Annotated in this window: 12 protein-coding genes and 2 other annotated features (1 of these 14 running past the window's edge); of the genes, 2 read left to right on the forward strand and 10 right to left on the reverse strand. The window is 36.0% G+C overall.

The features are described from left to right. Positions 1–191 precede the first annotated feature (191 nt). A complete protein-coding gene (locus tag PLX19_RS20875; RefSeq protein ID WP_272190752.1) occupies positions 192–1,409 on the reverse strand; it encodes an ABC transporter permease in 1,218 nt (405 codons plus the stop codon). Next, positions 1,402–2,112, reverse strand: coding sequence for an ABC transporter ATP-binding protein (locus tag PLX19_RS20880; RefSeq protein ID WP_272190754.1), 711 nt, complete (start codon positions 2,110–2,112; stop codon positions 1,402–1,404). The genes PLX19_RS20875 and PLX19_RS20880 overlap by 8 nt, the downstream gene beginning before the upstream one ends. Before the next feature lie 220 nt (positions 2,113–2,332). On the opposite strand from PLX19_RS20880, the gene PLX19_RS20885 reads away from it, so the two are divergent. Continuing rightward, on the forward strand, positions 2,333–2,872 hold the full coding sequence (locus PLX19_RS20885) for an HAD-IIIA family hydrolase (RefSeq protein ID WP_272190755.1): 540 nt from the start codon (positions 2,333–2,335) through the stop codon (positions 2,870–2,872). 180 nt (positions 2,873–3,052) lie between these two features. Here PLX19_RS20885 and PLX19_RS20890 read toward each other — a convergent pair whose 3' ends face one another. The 5 genes from PLX19_RS20890 to PLX19_RS20910 all read right to left on the reverse strand — a co-directional run bounded on the left by PLX19_RS20890 (position 3,053) and on the right by PLX19_RS20910 (position 7,019). Beyond that, entirely contained in the window at positions 3,053–3,493 is a 441-nt protein-coding gene (locus tag PLX19_RS20890) for a GNAT family N-acetyltransferase (protein WP_272190757.1), read from the reverse strand. Next, on the reverse strand, positions 3,490–3,963 hold the full coding sequence (gene tsaA, locus PLX19_RS20895; protein WP_272190758.1) for a tRNA (N6-threonylcarbamoyladenosine(37)-N6)-methyltransferase TrmO: 474 nt from the start codon (positions 3,961–3,963) through the stop codon (positions 3,490–3,492). The genes PLX19_RS20890 and tsaA overlap by 4 nt, the downstream gene beginning before the upstream one ends. Positions 3,964–4,099: 136 nt before the next feature. Continuing rightward, on the reverse strand, positions 4,100–5,539 hold the full coding sequence (locus tag PLX19_RS20900; protein ID WP_272190759.1) for a GntP family permease: 1,440 nt from the start codon (positions 5,537–5,539) through the stop codon (positions 4,100–4,102). A gap of 167 nt (positions 5,540–5,706) precedes the next feature. Next, entirely contained in the window at positions 5,707–6,363 is a 657-nt protein-coding gene (locus tag PLX19_RS20905; protein WP_272190760.1) for an HAD family hydrolase, read from the reverse strand. 14 nt (positions 6,364–6,377) lie between these two features. After that, the gene (locus PLX19_RS20910) at positions 6,378–7,019 is read right to left on the reverse strand and encodes a class I SAM-dependent methyltransferase (RefSeq protein ID WP_272190761.1); all 642 of its coding nucleotides are present in this window, start codon (positions 7,017–7,019) and stop codon (positions 6,378–6,380) included. A 185-nt stretch (positions 7,020–7,204) separates the two neighbouring features. On the opposite strand from PLX19_RS20910, the gene PLX19_RS20915 reads away from it, so the two are divergent. After that, positions 7,205–8,008: a lipid II flippase Amj family protein gene (locus tag PLX19_RS20915; protein ID WP_272190762.1), complete on the forward strand. Its 804-nt coding sequence runs from the start codon at positions 7,205–7,207 to the stop codon at positions 8,006–8,008. A gap of 51 nt (positions 8,009–8,059) precedes the next feature. On the opposite strand, the gene aspS is transcribed toward PLX19_RS20915, so the two are convergent. The 3 genes from aspS to ileS form a co-directional block, all read right to left on the reverse strand. Further along, positions 8,060–9,352 (reverse strand): aspartate--tRNA(Asn) ligase, encoded by a 1,293-nt coding sequence (gene aspS / locus PLX19_RS20920; protein ID WP_272190763.1) that lies wholly within the window; start codon positions 9,350–9,352, stop codon positions 8,060–8,062. Between the two features lie 109 nt (positions 9,353–9,461). Next, positions 9,462–9,673, reverse strand: a binding site (T-box leader). Between the two features lie 129 nt (positions 9,674–9,802). After that, the gene (locus PLX19_RS20925) at positions 9,803–14,035 is read right to left on the reverse strand and encodes a tetratricopeptide repeat protein (protein WP_272190764.1); all 4,233 of its coding nucleotides are present in this window, start codon (positions 14,033–14,035) and stop codon (positions 9,803–9,805) included. A gap of 89 nt (positions 14,036–14,124) precedes the next feature. Further along, positions 14,125–17,214: an isoleucine--tRNA ligase gene (gene ileS, locus PLX19_RS20930; protein ID WP_442869077.1), complete on the reverse strand. Its 3,090-nt coding sequence runs from the start codon at positions 17,212–17,214 to the stop codon at positions 14,125–14,127. A 69-nt stretch (positions 17,215–17,283) separates the two neighbouring features. Continuing rightward, positions 17,284–17,435, reverse strand: a binding site (T-box leader); it runs 90 nt beyond the window's last position.

Genomic DNA, 17,435 nt, shown 5'->3' on the forward strand with positions numbered 1-17,435 from the left:
TTTTGCACTTTACAAATTTATTAATGTTAACATCATTTGAATATAGAATAGTAAGATTTCATATAATAAATATAATTCCCTGATTTGACTAGGAGGGTTTCCATTTGACACTTGACCTTCTTTTTTCAGCCGTAAGCATTTGTGTTCTAATTTATTTTATGTATGTGTCGATTACGGATTAAAAAAAAGAGCTACCTAGCTCTTTTTTTATTAGGAACAAATAAAATCCACACTGTTAGTCCAATTGCAATCCCTGCACAAACTACAGCAGAAATCAAATAAAAATGAGCTAGTGCTGCAATGCCGTATACACATAAAGCGGGTATAAAGAGATATGCTTTTGCTTTCTGTGACAGCCAAAGTTTCTTCCCTTCCGAACAATATAACTGTAAAAATAGTTTCTCTGAAAAAACTTTCCATTTTCCGCTCGAATAACGATAGATTGCTAATAACGCAAACGAAATAACGATTGCAGCAATCCACCACGGCGTACGCCAAATGGCAATTGCGCTTAAAATGATAATCTGAATGTAAAAACCACTTGCATCACCCGAACGAAAATATTCCTTTAGAAAAGCTTCAATGATTCTAGCGTCATTGTCCTTTCCTAATAATATACGTTTAGAACGCGGAAATAACCACGGCTTCGCTGTATTTGTAGGTTTTTGTACTTGGCCCCCTATTTCCATTATTTGTGATGTCCATCTCATTGCTTCTCCTTTTTCTTTTTCAGTTTCTTTAAAGAAGAAGCGATGATACTCCATTTTTTCTTTTACTAAGAAAAAGTTTATGATAAAGAGAAGGAGGAAGAACAAAATCGCATAAAAAGACTGTTGTAATATGTATCTACATGTTATGCCTATATATACAATACCTATAAAAAAGAAAATATTTTTAATAATAATCACTTGCCACTGTTTATGAAACCGAACATCAATATACCGTTGTATCAAGGAAACTGTGAAACGAAAGCAAGTCAAAAAGACAAAGCAGCTAAAAGCCTGTATTCCCGTTCCATGTAAACCTTTCAAAAAGATGGGTAGGAATAGTATTATTACAAGTGCACTTGTAAAACAAATACGACAAAAAGAATAAACCATTCCATATTTCATCATTTGTTTAATCCGATTTGGAAATTGAATTAAAAACAAACTATCTGCTTGTTCCAAAAACGAACGTACACTTCTTGAAAACGTTGTGCTGTAAAGGATAAAAAGTCCGATAACCCAATATATTACATCTTCATTTTCCGGTCCATTTTTCCAAAGTGAGGTGTAATATATCCAGCTAAATACAAGTGCTGGAACAACTGCATATAATGCGATTGTCCAATCGACAACAGAACGCACTGCTTTCCATTTTCGTTTTAATTCATAGAATAGCCTCTTATAAAATAATTTTCTAATCATGTTGCTCCCGCCTTACAATCACATCAAAACAATCTAACAATGTGCCTTCTCGCATGTTAGCAAGCGTTTGAATACTACGTAAATCTCCATTTGCAAATAACGTTCCTTCTGAAATTAATAAGAAACGCTCACATATTCTTTCTGCTGTATCTAACACATGTGTGCACAGTAAAATACCTGCTCCCCGTTCCTTTTCTTTATACAAAAAATTGAGAAAATCACGAGTTGCCGTTGGATCTAACCCAATAAACGGCTCATCAATAATATAAAAATCAGGCTCTGTTAAAAAAGCTAAAATGAGCATTGACTTTTGTTTCATTCCTTTTGAAAACTTCGACAAATATTCATGCTTATGCTTGTCCATCCGAAATGTATGCAACATCTCATCCGCCTTTATTTCCCAGCTTCCTGATTCTACATCCCTAGCAGCCATTAAAAGTTCAATATGTTCCCATAATGTTAAGTAATCATAATACGTCGGATGTTCTGGAACATAGGCATACGGATTCTTTTTTTCTCCAAATGAGACTTCCCCGTCCATATGCGCCAATAAGCCAAGAATCGCTTTTATCGTTGTACTCTTTCCTGCTCCGTTTGCACCAATTAAAGCAACGAGTTCACCTTGTTCAATTGAAAAGGCAATATTATGTATCGTTTGTTCTCCAGCTTCGTATCCAGCTGAATTTATATTTACTTGCAGCAACTATATCCCTCTCCCTATATAAACTTACAATAAATTTCTATGAAAATAATAACATATTTTTCAAGGAAAAAAATGCCCCATAGCAAAGACACTATCCATATGCAGGAAAATAAGCTGAATAATAGAATACTTTATATTCTGAGCTCAAAATATTTTTTATTATTCCATGCACACCTTCTTATAAAACACTTCTATCAAACAACGAGAAAGGATATTTACTATGACAATTAAACTAAACATTGAAGCTATTTTCATCGACCGTGACGGTACAATCGGCGGCGATACAACGATTCATTATCCCGGAGAGTTTCAGTTATTCCCATTCACTGAGATGGCTCTAAATAAGCTAAAAAAACAAAACATACAACTATTTTCCTTTACAAACCAACCGGGCATTGCGGATGGCAAAGCAAAAACTGAAGACTTTATTCAAGAATTAGAAGCATTCGGCTTTGATGACATCTATCTTTGTCCCCACCGGCATAGTGATGGCTGTGATTGTCGTAAACCAGAAACAGGAATGCTCCTTCAAGCAACGAAAAAACATCATCTTGATTTAACAAAATGTGTTGTAATCGGTGATAGATGGAGTGACATTGTTGCAGGTATACAAGTCGGTGCCACAACGATTTTAGTGCAAACAGGTGCTGGATACGATGCTCTGCATACATACCGTCATAAATGGGCGAACATGAATGCTGATTATATTGCCAAAAATTTAGAAGATGCTGTTTCATGGCTTCTTTCGCATTCTATATGAAAACAAACCAGCAATGCCACGTAAAACGGCATTGCTGGTTTGTCATTCCACTCGCTTTGCATACCTCACTGCAAAAATACGAAAACTATCTCTTTATGAAATGCTTGTCCTTACATATCCATATGTTATGAAACAATATTGCAATATGCTTGGATATTTATCACTAGTTATAAATGTTTTTTATAAAGTTAATTCATAATGGAAATAGCGATCATCTCTTATATAACCATTGCCTACATATAAATGCTGTGCTGTTGCATTATCGACTTCTGTTTGGAGCTTTAATCCTTTTGCCCCTGTCTCTACTGCAAATTGCTTCGCCTTTGCTAAAAGATCTTTCCCTACTCCAGTTCCTCTTGCCTCACTTCGTACAAATAAATCATTTAATATCCACAGCTCTTTCATCGAAATAGAAGAAAAAGAAGGATATAGCTGCGTAAATCCAACGTATTTCCCATCTTCTACTGCTACAAAGATAACAGATTCTTTTCGTTCTATACGTGCACGTAAAAATTGTTCAGCACCTTCAATATTAGAATCTTGTCGATAAAACATGCGGTACTCATTAAATAATGATGCTACTCCTTGTAAGTCTTCCATAGTTGCTTGATATATTTTCACTTCTCTTCGCTTCCTTTCCAGTAATTCTTCATTAACTCCGTTGCCCAATCTGGCTGCTTGATGTCTTCATTTGGTAAAAACTCTTTCATAACTGGTTTCACATCTAAAATAGGGGTACCATCAATCGCATCTAATCCTTGCACAACTAAGCGCTTTCCTTCCCTTCGTACTACTTTTACAATCGTAGCACCTAATCGATTCGGACGATTTTTCCCCCGTTGTGCAAAAATACCGATTTTTGGATACTCTTTATTATTTCGAGGGTGTCTTGCCGTGTACTGAATGTTCTCTTCTCTCACTCTATTAAAATAAAAAATTACTTCAATATGTGAAAATTGTTCAACCCCTTGCAAACTCTCTTCTGTATACAAATCTGTCATTTCTATAACAGATTCAACTTCTCCCCACAAATCATCTTCTACACTGATTCGTTCATTATGTACAAAAGCGATCGGTTGTAACGAAAACATCGTATCCCCCCTTTTTGTAACCACTTACATTATAATATATTCTCCGAATATTTTCCATGAATAATACTCCAGTTTACATAATAATATTATTTATAGAAACAAAAGGGAATAAGTAGCACTCTCTTTCATCTGAAAATTATACAAGACCTGTTAAACTATACATGCCAATTACAACAAATACAGCTACTGTTTTAATAATTGTAATTGCAAAGATATCCCGATATGATTGTTTATGAGTTAACCCTGTTACTGCAAGTAATGTAATAACAGCTCCGTTATGCGGCAATGTATCCATTCCTCCTGATGCCATTGCAATAATACGATGCATCACTTCTAACGGGATATGGAACTGCTCTGCAGCTGCAATATACTTATCAGACATTGCGCTTAATGCGATCCCCATCCCCCCGGAAGCCGAACCTGTTATACCTGCAAGTACATTTGTTGTAATGGCTCCGTTAATTAGTGGATTTGTAAAAGTAGTTGAAATACCATCACGAATTACACCAAATCCTGGGAGAGATGAAATTACACCACCAAATCCATATTCTGCCCCTGTATTCATTGCTGCTAGTAACGCGCCACCAATACTAGCATTTAACCCTGTTTGAAAGTCTACAAATACACGTTTCCAATGTAATAATAATGTTGCAATAATCCCTGTGATAAGTGCTAATTCTACTGACCATACACCAAGCACCCCAGACAACTCTACTTTCCCAAAACTCTTTAAACCAATGGATGTAAAATCAAAGCCATTTGGATACCATTTTGGAATAACAATTGTAAAAATTTTATTCATGACACCGACTAAAATAAGCGGTATGAAAGCAAGTACTTGTCGAAGTGGGGTAATTTCAGCCGATGGCAGTGATCGTTTTACACCTTGTTCCGTTTCGATGGATGCTGCCATTTCCGTATGTCCATCGCCAAATCCATAATACCCTTCTCCTTGCGCTTCTGCTTTGCGACGTCGACTTTCTAAATACACCATACCGACAATAAAAATAAAAATAGCTCCTGTAATTCCTAATAACGGGCCAGCATAAATGTCTGTCTTGAAAAATGTTGTCGGAATAACATTTTGAATTTGCGGTGTTCCTGGAAGCGCATCCATTGTAAATGTAAGTACACCAAGTGCAATTGTACCTGGAATGAGTCGTTTCGGTATATTTGCTTCACGAAACAAATTAGCTGCAAATGGAAAAATAGCAAATGCCACTACAAATACACTAACACCACTATATGTTAAAATCGCTCCCATTAATACAATCGCCAGTATCGTCCGTTTTACACCAACAATTTGAATAATTGTTTTTGCGATTGACTCTGCGATTCCTGACATCTCAACTACTTTTCCAAAAATCGCTCCTAGTAAAAACACAGGGAAATATAATTTAATGAAACCAACCATTTTCTCCATAAAAATATTTGAGAAAAAAGGCAAAACATAAGTCGGCTCTGTTAACAAAACAGCAAACAGTGCACAAATAGGTGCGAATAAAATAACAGAAAATCCGCGATATGCCACAAACATAAGCATACTAAGTGCCAGTAAAATAATGACTAATTCCATGATTTTCTCCTTTCTAATTTCCGAGGAAATATTTATAGAATTTTCAGTTTATTTAGTAAAATTCCACTTTATAAATGAAATTCCTTTTTCAAACATCAAATATGGTCATTTTTTTACAACGCCTCTATTAAAAAAAGATAAGGAAATGACCTTATCTTTTCAATCTGTTACTTGTTTACCGCATAATGAAAATTCTTTAAACTTTCTACATCTTTACTAATATGAGTAGCTCCTGCTGTCACTAACTCTTCTTTACTACCGTACCCATACATGACTCCAATAGAATCGATACCAACTTGACGAGCACCAATTATGTCATACTCTCGATCTCCTACCATAACTACATGCTCTTTCTCTAAATCATCATATGTATGTAAAATATGCTGAATTATTTCTGCCTTTGCAATGCGTGTTCCATCTAAATTACTACCGACAATCTCTTCAAAATAATGCGCCATCTGAAAGTGTTCCAAAATTTGTTTTGCAAATACAGTTGGCTTAGACGTTGCCACAAATAACCGCTTTCCTGCATCCTTTAATTCTTGTAAAACACTAGGAATATGCTCATATACATGATTTTCAAACATTCCCTTCGTTTTAAAATATTCACGGTAATACGTAACTGCATCTATTACTTGTTTTTCATTCATTCCATATATATTCGCAAATGAATGTTGAATCGGTGGACCAATAAAAGAAAGTAATTTGTTATCATCCTGCTCATCAATCCCCATTTTTCGCAAGGCATATACAATTGAATTTACAATACCTTCTTTTGGGTCTGTTAATGTGCCATCTAAATCGAATAAAAAAGTTGTATACATATATTCTCCTCCGCTCACTTTACTTTATATGTTACAATCCAAAAACATGTATTCATATGAATCTCTAAATCTACTGCAAATGGTTCAAAAATAGCTGTAAGTTCTTCTTTCGAATAATAATTTTTTATTACTTCATATTGCTGGCCATCTGCTAATGAACGAATTTTATATGTATTTTCATCACCTGGCTTAGAAATAAGTGTTCCACCAATTCCTTCGTTATACATATTATCTGCCATACATACAATAGATCCTTTGTCTAAAACCGCATGAAACTGTTCTAAAAAAGAGAAAATATTTTCTTTCGGAATATGAGAAAACCAAAAATTTGCGTATGCTCCATTAAATGTTTTTGCTAACTGATTTAGTTTATATGCATTTCCTTGTACAAAAGAAACTTTCGATGGCACAAGTTTCTTTTCTTTAGCTAAAATTAGTACTTCTTCCGAGTAATCAATCGCAGTAATGTGCTTAGCTGTCTCAGCAACATATTGTGTCCAGTATCCTGTACCGCAAGCAACCTCGAGTACATCCTTCCCTGCAAACTTTTCTTTCAAAACATCTTTTACTTCTTTTAATTCTGTCTGTCTAATAGGGTCATCTCGAAAATATACTTCTTCATAACTCTTTGCTCGGTTACTATAATATGTTTTCATTCCAATCCCCCTTGTCATCCTAACCACAACTCTCACTATTTTACAAAACATTCACTTTAATGTAAATATTCTGTTAACAAAAACTACATAAGTCACCATCTAACAAAAAAAGTAAGATGTACAAATCCTTTCTTATCATGTATGATTAGATTTATTTTCCAAATTTTAATAAATGGTGAATACACATGACAACAAAATTAATTTTCATAGTAGTTTTTACAATTATCATTCATGCAGTAGAAACAAGTTCTTATAGCATCCGACTCGCAGGCATTCGATTAAAAAAGATTGCTGTTTCCTTATCTGTAGTTGGAATTGTGTTACTTGTTGCGAGAACATCTAACTTGCTGCAAGCTTTTTTAGTTAGCGGCATTGTCGATCAAGCAAAACTAGACGATTCTATCGATTTAAAAGGTACAATTCATATTATTTTATTCACTGCCTCAATCGGTACATTACTTGCTATCTTTTTGTATCCAACTCTTACAAAACTATTTGGCTATGTTATTCAAAACTTTGAAACAGACGGTTCTTTTATACGTATGATGAAAACAAACAACATTCAAAAACTAAAATGCACAAAAAAATATATCCGTTTTCCAAAGCTAGAAATGATTCATCGGATGCGAATCGGCGGCATTCCAAAGCGCATTATGCTCATTAATATGTTTGCTACCGCTATTTATACAGCAGGCGTTCTTTCTGCTTTATATGCTTCTTTTTTAAATCCCACTTACGCAACGAATGCAAGTACAGCTTCCGGCCTCGTTAACGGATTTGCAACAATCTTATTAACGGTACTATTAGACCCACAGATTGCACTATTAACAGAACGAGCTCTCCAAAAAGAAAACGGAGCAGAAACAATGGGGAAAATGTACGGATGGCTTATGATTTCTAGATTTTTCGGAACATTACTAGCTCAGCTTCTTTTTGTACCAGGAGCTCATTGGATATTGTGGATCATTTCGATTATGAATCGAAAATAAATTCTCATAACAAATCCCCGGTTTTTATACCGGGGATTATTTCACTTTATATTACGGCACTAACCTAGTACAGTCTCTCGGAAATGCGCTTGCTTCACGAACGTTCGATAAGTTTAAAAATTTATATACAAGTCGTTCTAACCCAATCGCGAACCCACCATGCGGCGGACAACCATATCGGAACGTATCAATATACGATTGAAAGTTTTCCACATGTAATCCCTTTTCTTCAAAGGAGCGAACTAACATATTATAGTTGTGAATACGCTGCGCACCTGATGTAATTTCTAATCCTTTATACAGTAAATCAAAAGAGTCTGTGACGGAAGGATTCTCTTGATTTGGCATTGTATACATCGGACGTGTTTCTTTCGGATAATGAGTGATAAAGACAAAATCGCTATTGTATGTTTCTTTTACATACTTCCCAAGCAATTTTTCTCCTTCTGAATCTAAATCGCCTATCGGTGATTCTTTTCGATACTCTTTTTGTAAAATCGTTTGCGCTTCTGTCACCGTTAGTTTTGGAATGTTTGTAATAACCGGAATTTGAATTTGGAGCAACTGTAACTCCTTTGCACAATATTGCTGTACTTTTTCAAACATATACCGAAGTACATCCGTTTCAAGCTGCATTACTTCATAAAAATCTTCAATAAATGCAAGTTCGACGTCTAAGGAAATGTATTCGTTTAAATGACGAGATGAATTGTGATGTTCAGCGCGGTACACAGGTGCCACTTCAAAAACACGTTCTAATCCACCCGTAACCATCATCTGCTTATAAAACTGCGGTGATTGCGCTAAATATGCTTCTTTTTCAAAATATTGAAACTGAAATACGTTTGCTCCGCCTTCCGCTCCTTGTGAAACGATTTTCGGTGTGAAAATTCTTGTAAAATCATGTTGTAGTAAATATTCGCTAAAGGCATGTGCAAACATTGATTTAATTGTAAAAATCGCTTGCACTTTATCATGCCGAAGTGATAGCGTTCGTGAATGTAACATTTGATCTAAACCCACCTGCAGTTTCTTTTTATTCACTTCAAATGGAATTGGTTCAGCGCCATTTATAAGCTGCACATTCTCTACTAACAACTCTACTCCAAGTTCCGTTTTCTCTGTCTCAATTACTTTTCCTGTAACTTGCACAACACTTTCTACTTCTACCTTGTATCCAGCCCATTCTTTTTCAAGTACGCATTGCATGACGCCTGTTCGGTCACGAAGTAATAAAAAGCTAATATTCCCTAAATGACGAACTTTCTTTACCCATCCTTGTAACACAACTGTTTCATGCGGTGTACATTCGCTAATAAGCGACCGCTTCATCTGTTGACTCATACACTCCGCCTCCTACTATTAATTGTATGATTGTATATGTATTATTATCGTTGTCATCATCATCCACAGCCGCTCACCCCTTTCAAAGAATACAAAAATCCGCCCCTATACAAGGGACGGATTTCACCGCGGTACCACCCAAATTGTCACATTGACCACTTTTCGCCTGATAACGGTAGGTTCCGTTTACTTTTACTAGTTATTCACGTTCAAAATAACACTCACAGGTGTCTTTCCATCACGCTGCACCGCAATCTTCTCAGCTACCGATTGCTCTCTGTAGATCGTTCACGATGTACTTTTCCTGCTCATCGCTTTTTATATTTACGGAATATTTTATCCTTTCAAACAACGAAATGCAAGTTATTTTTTTAATAATTTGAAAGGTTATTTATCTTACTTCTTCAGTTCACCTGATATTGGTTTTGTTATAAACTTTCCAAAAATTCGTCAAATATACTGCTTTACATACTTTTTAATACGTATTAGATCTGGGTCCTCTTCCATTAATTCTGCAAAATAGCCGCTTTCATCTTCTTGCAATACGCGCTCTAATTCAATGGTCGCCTCTTCATTTCGATTCAATACAGCTAAATAGCATGCTTTATTATATCTAGCATTTAAATGTGATTCATCCATCGATAACACATCATTCATGAGCTCCAACGCTCTTTTTGTATCACCGTTTAAATGATAGGAAACACCAAGACCGATATATAGTTCATCCTCTTCTGGATGATGCTCTAATCCTTTTTCTAATATAGCAATAGCTTCTCGGTAACGACCTTGATTATTGTAAAGGGCACCTAAATGTATAAAGCTTCCACTCATCATCGGAACATCTTCTGCTAAAGTACGAAGAATATATTCTCCTTCTTTTTCCCTCTGTAAATCTAGTAATATCGTACCCTCCAGCATTCGAATCGATGCGTCAATCGGTCTTTCTTGTAATATGCGCTCCGTTTCACGCAATGCCTCTTGCAGCCTTGCTTCATTGTCATCTGCATGTTCTAGGAGCAGCATAATAAATTGATGTGCAACTTCATAATTCCAATGTTTCCTGAGCGACTTACGTAATGTTTTAATTGCATCATCAATGAGATCACCATTTACATAAAAGTGAGCAAATCGTTGTACCGCTGCGCTGTTTTCTTGATTTAGGCGGATTGCCGTTTCATACAAATCAATAATAGATGTAAAAGAAAGTACATCATTTGCACGTTTTCGAATGCGGTGATATATTTTTGTGAAAAATGCTCCTGTTTGTTCTTCTTGCTCCATCTGTTCCAAAAATTTTTGTTCAAGTGCAGAAGCTGCATACATAAACGCATAGCTTTTTTCTTCATTTGATACGTCTAAATTCCCTAAACTATCACTTATACTTTTTCTTTTCTTCCGCAATTCTTCTATATACGTTACATACACTTCTTCATTGTGAGCATTTTGCATAATAAGCTTCTCAATAACCTGTAAGCCTTCCTTTTCATCCGAGGCAAGTAATATTTTCGCATAATGATGTAATATCTCTTCATGATTATTTTCCTTTGCCAGCGCCTGCTCTATATAAGCACGTTCTTTCTGGCCATCACCAATTGCCCCGTACACATATGCAAGGCTATTTAAACGCCATGACTCAGAAATAATTCCATTCTTTTTGTTTAAAACCGTAATCAGTTCCTCATGACGCCCGGTTTTTACTGAAATATTTGCTAAATGTTCCATATTTACTAATAAAGGGGCATTTTTACAACCTTCAAACATGTAATGCTGTTCGTTCTCTAAATCTTCTTCAACATAGTAAATTTCAGCCAATTTCAAATGTGCCATTGCGAAAGTAGAATCTTGTTTCACGCATTGTAAATACGCTGTTTTTGCTTGATCCCATTCTTCCAATGTTTTATACACTTCTCCGAGCCTAAAATGCGGGAATGCATCTTCTGTGCTCTGCGTCGCTTGCTCATACAGCTGAATAGCTTTCTTATAATTTCCTGCAGATTCCTGTAAAATGCCTAAATAACATAAATAATCTATATTGCAATTATCTTTTTCAACTAACGTACGTAAAAATGAAATTCCTCTTTGTAAAAATGGTGTATCTTCAAGCTGCGATACATACATTTCTAGTGCATCTCGGAAATTACTTTGTATACAAACGATTCCTTCTTCCATAATCAGTAAAGCTGATTCAACTTCTTTTTGTTCGATGTTTTGATCTATAGCTGCGTTCCATAATATCTTTCCAGCATTAATAAGGAAGTCGCTATCTTCAATAAATTGTTCTTTCAGTCTAAAAATATATTGTTTTCCTGTTTCATAGCCTTTTTGTTTCATGTAAACTTCACTGATTCCTATATGACAGGATATTTCTTCCTCGTCACATCGAAGCCCGCCTTCATACATTTTCAGTGCTTTTTCATATTGTTCTCGCTCTAAATAAAGGTCACCTAATTTCGCATACAACACAGCTGATTGAACATCATTTTGCATTCCTTCTAGTAAAACTTCTTCTGCTTTTCTTTTATCTTCTAATTCTGCTTCATAAATATCAGCTAACATGATATATGGAAGTGGTAATTGACGATCCAATTCCTTACCAACTTGAAGTCCGCGAATTGCCGATCTTATCTTTCCTAATTTATGAGCACACCGAGCACGCTCACACCAAACAAATCCGTCTCTTTTATACTGTTTTAATAACATAGTAAACACTTCATATGCTTCTTCACCATGGCCGGCATCCGTTAAAATAAGGGCATGATTAACAAAAACAAAACGATCTTCATGACGACTCGTTGCAATAGATGAATACTTTAGAGCCTGCTCCAAATCATCTAAATACATATAGCCAATGGCCATATAACTCCAAGCTACTGGCTGATCAGGGTCTAGCTGGAGCGACGCACGAAAGTTAGCAATCATATCATCATAACGAGATTCATCGAACGCAATGCGTCCTTGCGTAAAATGGTAGAATGGATTCGTAATTTTATGATTCACTTGTTCTAATACTGTATACGCTTGTTCTAGTTCTTCGATACGTACAAAACATTGCGCTGTATGAAGCTTTACATAATCGGATTCGGGATAAGCATGTAAAGCACGTTTCGCACAGTTATATACAAACTCCTTTCCATCTTGTAAATCTAAATGTTTAATCGTATATAACCATGTATACGGATTTTCTTTATGCTCGTGTAAAAGCCTTAATAAATTTTCCACATCGTCATGTTCAGCAAATTCCATTTGATCTGTTAACGAAAAGATGCGCCGGAAATACAAATCATCTTCTTTACATAATGAAGAAAGAAGCTCACTTTTCTCATTTGGAACAATTGCGATGGATAAATAATTCGTATTTACATATTGCTTTGCAAATTCTTCATATGTAACAAGTATGCGCTCTGCAAAATTGGGATCTTGAATATATAAAACTTGCAGCTGATCATTATAACCAACTACCAATTGTACATGCGAAACATGGTCTATATCAACACTAAGCAAAACTGGAACACCGACATCGATAAATTTTTTATACATATTTACTGTACCTACAAAGAAACGACTTTTATAACCGATCGCTTCCACGTATTCTACTGTTTTTGATAACTTTGACCCTATTCCATCAAAAATATGCTTAGCAATTTCATCTTGCGTTTTGCGATTTCCAAAAAGCCTCAATATCATTTCGATACTTGCAGGTACGCAATAGTTATCTTTCTGTACGACAGGTACAATAGAAAGCATCACTTCTTTTTTCTCAGTAAAACGAAGTGCGTTATGATAAGGAGAATCTTTTAAACTTTTCTCCTTTTCTAGCAATGTTTGTAGACTATCCCAATCACCTTCCATATAATAGAATTCCGCCCAAATTTGTGAGAAATACGGTTGATAACTATGAAATGGCAACAAGTTTTGAACTTCATGTAAAACTTGGCTCAACTCATCATATGCTTTTTTATCATATAATCTTTTTATCTTTTCTAAATAAAAGAACGGAACTTGTGGAAATTTCCTCATCGCTTCCGTAATGATTTGTAAGGATTCTTCATGTTCTCCTTTCATAGAATACAACTCAGCTAATAAATATGTTGATGTATCTACACATTCCTCACAATTCATTCCTTTTCGCAGTACTTCTTCTGCCTTCAGCCAATCACCTTTAAATAAATAGAAGTAACCCCATTTATCAAAGATTGGAATTTCACTTAATTCGTCTGCTTTCTTCATATATCTATAAGCTTCCTCATAACGACGCATTTCAAGTACGCAACGTGCCAATACGAAATACGCCTTTGCAAGGTGCTCTTTTTTAACAGCGTGACTTTCTTTTTGCAATGCCTCTTTTAACAAATCTTCTGCATCTAATGATTTTCGTTCATCAATTAAATCATCACAAAACCAAGTAAGCGTCCGAAAACTGTTAAAACGACGATGTGCATACCGCACTACAAATCTACTATAAGATGGCATCAAGCCTTCATCCAACAGTTGAATAAGTGTATAAAAATCTTCTTCTGAAGAAATTTCACCTAACCGTTCTTTCATATAGGAAAGGGAATTTTTTGCTCTTATTTCCTCAATTTCGTTTTGAATTTCCGATAAACCATTTAAAAATTCTTTCTTTTTTACAAATACCCTTAATTTCTCAAAATCTCGCATCTTTTCACTCCATTCTTTTTTCATAATTGTATATACTAGGTATAGAACTTACAACGTTTTTTCACATTTTCTTTAAAAGAAAAAACAGAGCGTACACTCTGTTTTTTCTTCTCTTATATTTCGTTCGCTCGAAGATGAATCAATACCTGCTTATTTCCTACTTGAATTTGTTCTGCTTGTTGCATCCATTCCTTAATGAATAATTGTTTCATAAGTAAGTTTTCTTGCAGTAATTCTTTATACTTCATCATTACATCCTGTAATTCCTCGTCACATTCAATTTCAATATCTACTCGCAAATTTACTGGCAAATTCAATTGTTTGCGATATTCCTGCACAGCGCGAATAAATTCTCGCGCCATTCCTTCCTGTAGCAATTCATCCGTTACATGCGTGTCCATCATAACGGTGTATACCCCATTCGCAGCATCAGCAAATCCTGTTTTCGGTATTTTTTCAATAAACACATCTTCTAATGTTACTGCGACAACTTCTCCAGACGACAATTGACATGCTCCATTTTCATCTTTTAGAAACACTTTTACTTCTTCATTAGATAAATTTTGCAGCCAATGATTGACCGTATTGATTTGTTTTCCGAATTTCGGGCCTGCTTGTTTAAAGTTTAGTTTTAACTGATATGACATATAATCCGCTTCACTATATTCGATTGTCACTTCTTTCACGTTTAACTCATCCATTACAATCTCTTTATAAGAATTCCAATCCATTTCTCGCTTCGTATTCTCAAATACAACTAATTTTGTTAATGGTTGTTTTACTTTTAATGTGTGTTGATTACGAATACTACGTCCAAGCTCAACTACTTGTAAAACAGCTTCCATCTCTCTTTCAAGCTGTTTTTGAATTAGCGCTTCTTCACATACTGGATAATCCGCCAAATGAACACTGCTGTCTTCTAAATTGAAATGAATATCTTCAGCTAAAAATGGTGTAAACGGTGCAAGCAGCTTACTAAGCGTAACAAGTACTTCGTGAAGTGTAGCATATGCTGCCGCTTTTTCAGCATTCATACTAGACGCCCAAAAGCGATTGCGCGAACGTCTTACATACCAATTGCTTACTTCTTCAACTAATAATGCTATTTCACGTGCAGCTGTTGTAAATTGATAATCTTCTAAAGCTATACTTACCTTTTGAATCGTACTATGCAACCTTGATAATACCCACTCATCCAGTTTTGTCTTCTTTGTACGATATTCCTGTTTTGGATTGTATCCATCTAACTCCGCGTACAATACGTAAAAACTATACACATTTAACAACGTATCAACGAGTTTTGATTTTGCTTCTTGTACAGTTCGTTCTGAAAATCGTTTCGGATTCCAAGGCGCACTATCTACAAGCAGCGCCCACCTCAAAGCATCCGCTCCAAATTTCTCTACTAAATCTACTGGGTCTAACGCATTCCCTTTACTTTTTGACATTTTTTGCCCATTTTCATCTAACACATGCCCAAGTGATAATACACGCTTATACGGCGCTCTTCCAGTGTATAGAGTAGACACCGCAAGTAAGCTATAAAACCAACCACGCGTCTGATCAATTCCTTCAGCAATCACATCCGCTGGAAACTGCGCTTCAAATAACTCTTTATTTTCAAATGGATAATGATACTGAGCAAACGGCATCGAACCACTATCAAACCAAACATCAATTACTTCTGGCGTACGTTTCATTGTTTCACTGCATTTTGGGCAACTAATTTTCACTTCATCTACATATGGTTTATGCAATTCAATCTTTTCATCAACCATTCCAATTGCATATTTTCTTAATTCTTCAATGCTTTTCGGCGCAAATTGATGGTAACAAGCTTCACATTCCCATACATTTAGCGGTGTACCCCAATATCGTTTCCGGCTAATGTTCCAATCCACCATGTTTTCTAAAAAGTTACCAAACCGGCCATGTTGGATATGTTCTGGATGCCATGTTACTTCATTATTATTTTGTAAAAATTGCTCCTTTAACGCAGTTGTTCGAATGAACCAACTTTCATTTGCATAATAAAGTAGCGGTGAATCGCAGCGCCAACAATGCGGATAACTATGCTCATACTTCTCCTTATGATAAAGAAGACCATGCTCAGCTAAATAGCGAACAATTTCAACATCACACTCTTTTACAAATTTCCCTTGTAAAAAAGGAACATCAGATGTGTACTCTCCCTTCTCGTTTATAACATTAACAAATGATAGATCATTTTCTTGAACCACTTTATAATCATCTTCTCCGTAAGCAGGGGCGATATGAACAATTCCTGTACCGCTATTGGCTGTGACAAAATCAGCTTTTACTACACAATGACCATTTGTGACTTCTGCAAATTGAAATGGCGATACGTAAGAAATGCCCGTTAACTCCCTTCCCCTGTGAACAGATAACACTTTATAATCTTGCTGCAGTACATCTTTCGCTAACTCTTTTGCAACAATATAAATCGTATTCCCTTGCTGGGCCCTTACATATTCCAGCTCTGGGTGAACAGCTAGTGCTACATTAGCTGGAAGCGTCCATGGCGTTGTTGTCCAGCCGAGAAGATACTCGTTTTCCCGATCTGTACGCTGAAATTTAACTGTTGCACTTAAATCCTTCACTGTTTTATATCCTTGCGCCACCTCATGTGAGCTCAATGACGTTTGGCAGCTTGGGCAATAAGGAGAAACGCGGTGACCTTTATACAGCAATCCTTTTTCATGAATCGTTCCAAGAACATGCCAAACACTTTCAATATAAGAATTATCTAACGTGATATACGGCGTACCCATATCAACCCAGTAACCAATACTTTCTGTAAATTCACGCCACTGCTTTTCATACGTAAATACACTCTCTTTACACTTTGCCAGAAAGGCTTCTACACCGTACTTTTCAATATCATGTTTACCAGAAATACCGAGCTGCTTTTCAACGCCCAATTCCACCGGTAATCCATGTGTATCCCATCCAGCCTTACGCAGCACTTTATATCCTGTCATTGTTTTATATCTTGCAACCAAATCTTTAATGGTCCGCCCTAGGGCATGCCCAACGTGCGGAAGTCCATTCGCAGTTGGCGGTCCTTCATAAAATACGAAAGATTGTGCACCTTCACGATTTCGAATCGATTGCATAAAGGTATCCTGTTCATTCCATTGCTTACGAATTCGCGCTTCTCTCCTTACAGCTGCTTCTTTCACATCTACCTTCTTCATCTACAATCACTCCTTAAGAAATAATTAAAAGCACACAAAAAACCCGTCCCTATCATTAGGGACGGGTTTACCCGCGCTACCACCCTACTTCTATTGATTAATCGTTCATCAATAGCACTCAGCAACGTACAATCATACGCGTTCCTTGTAACGGTAGACAACCGTTCGAACTTACTATGTTCAGCTCGACTCCTCGGAGATGATTT

It is taken from the genome of Bacillus sp. BP-3 (assembly GCF_028401955.1).
Classification (GTDB): domain Bacteria; phylum Bacillota; class Bacilli; order Bacillales; family Bacillaceae_G; genus Bacillus_A.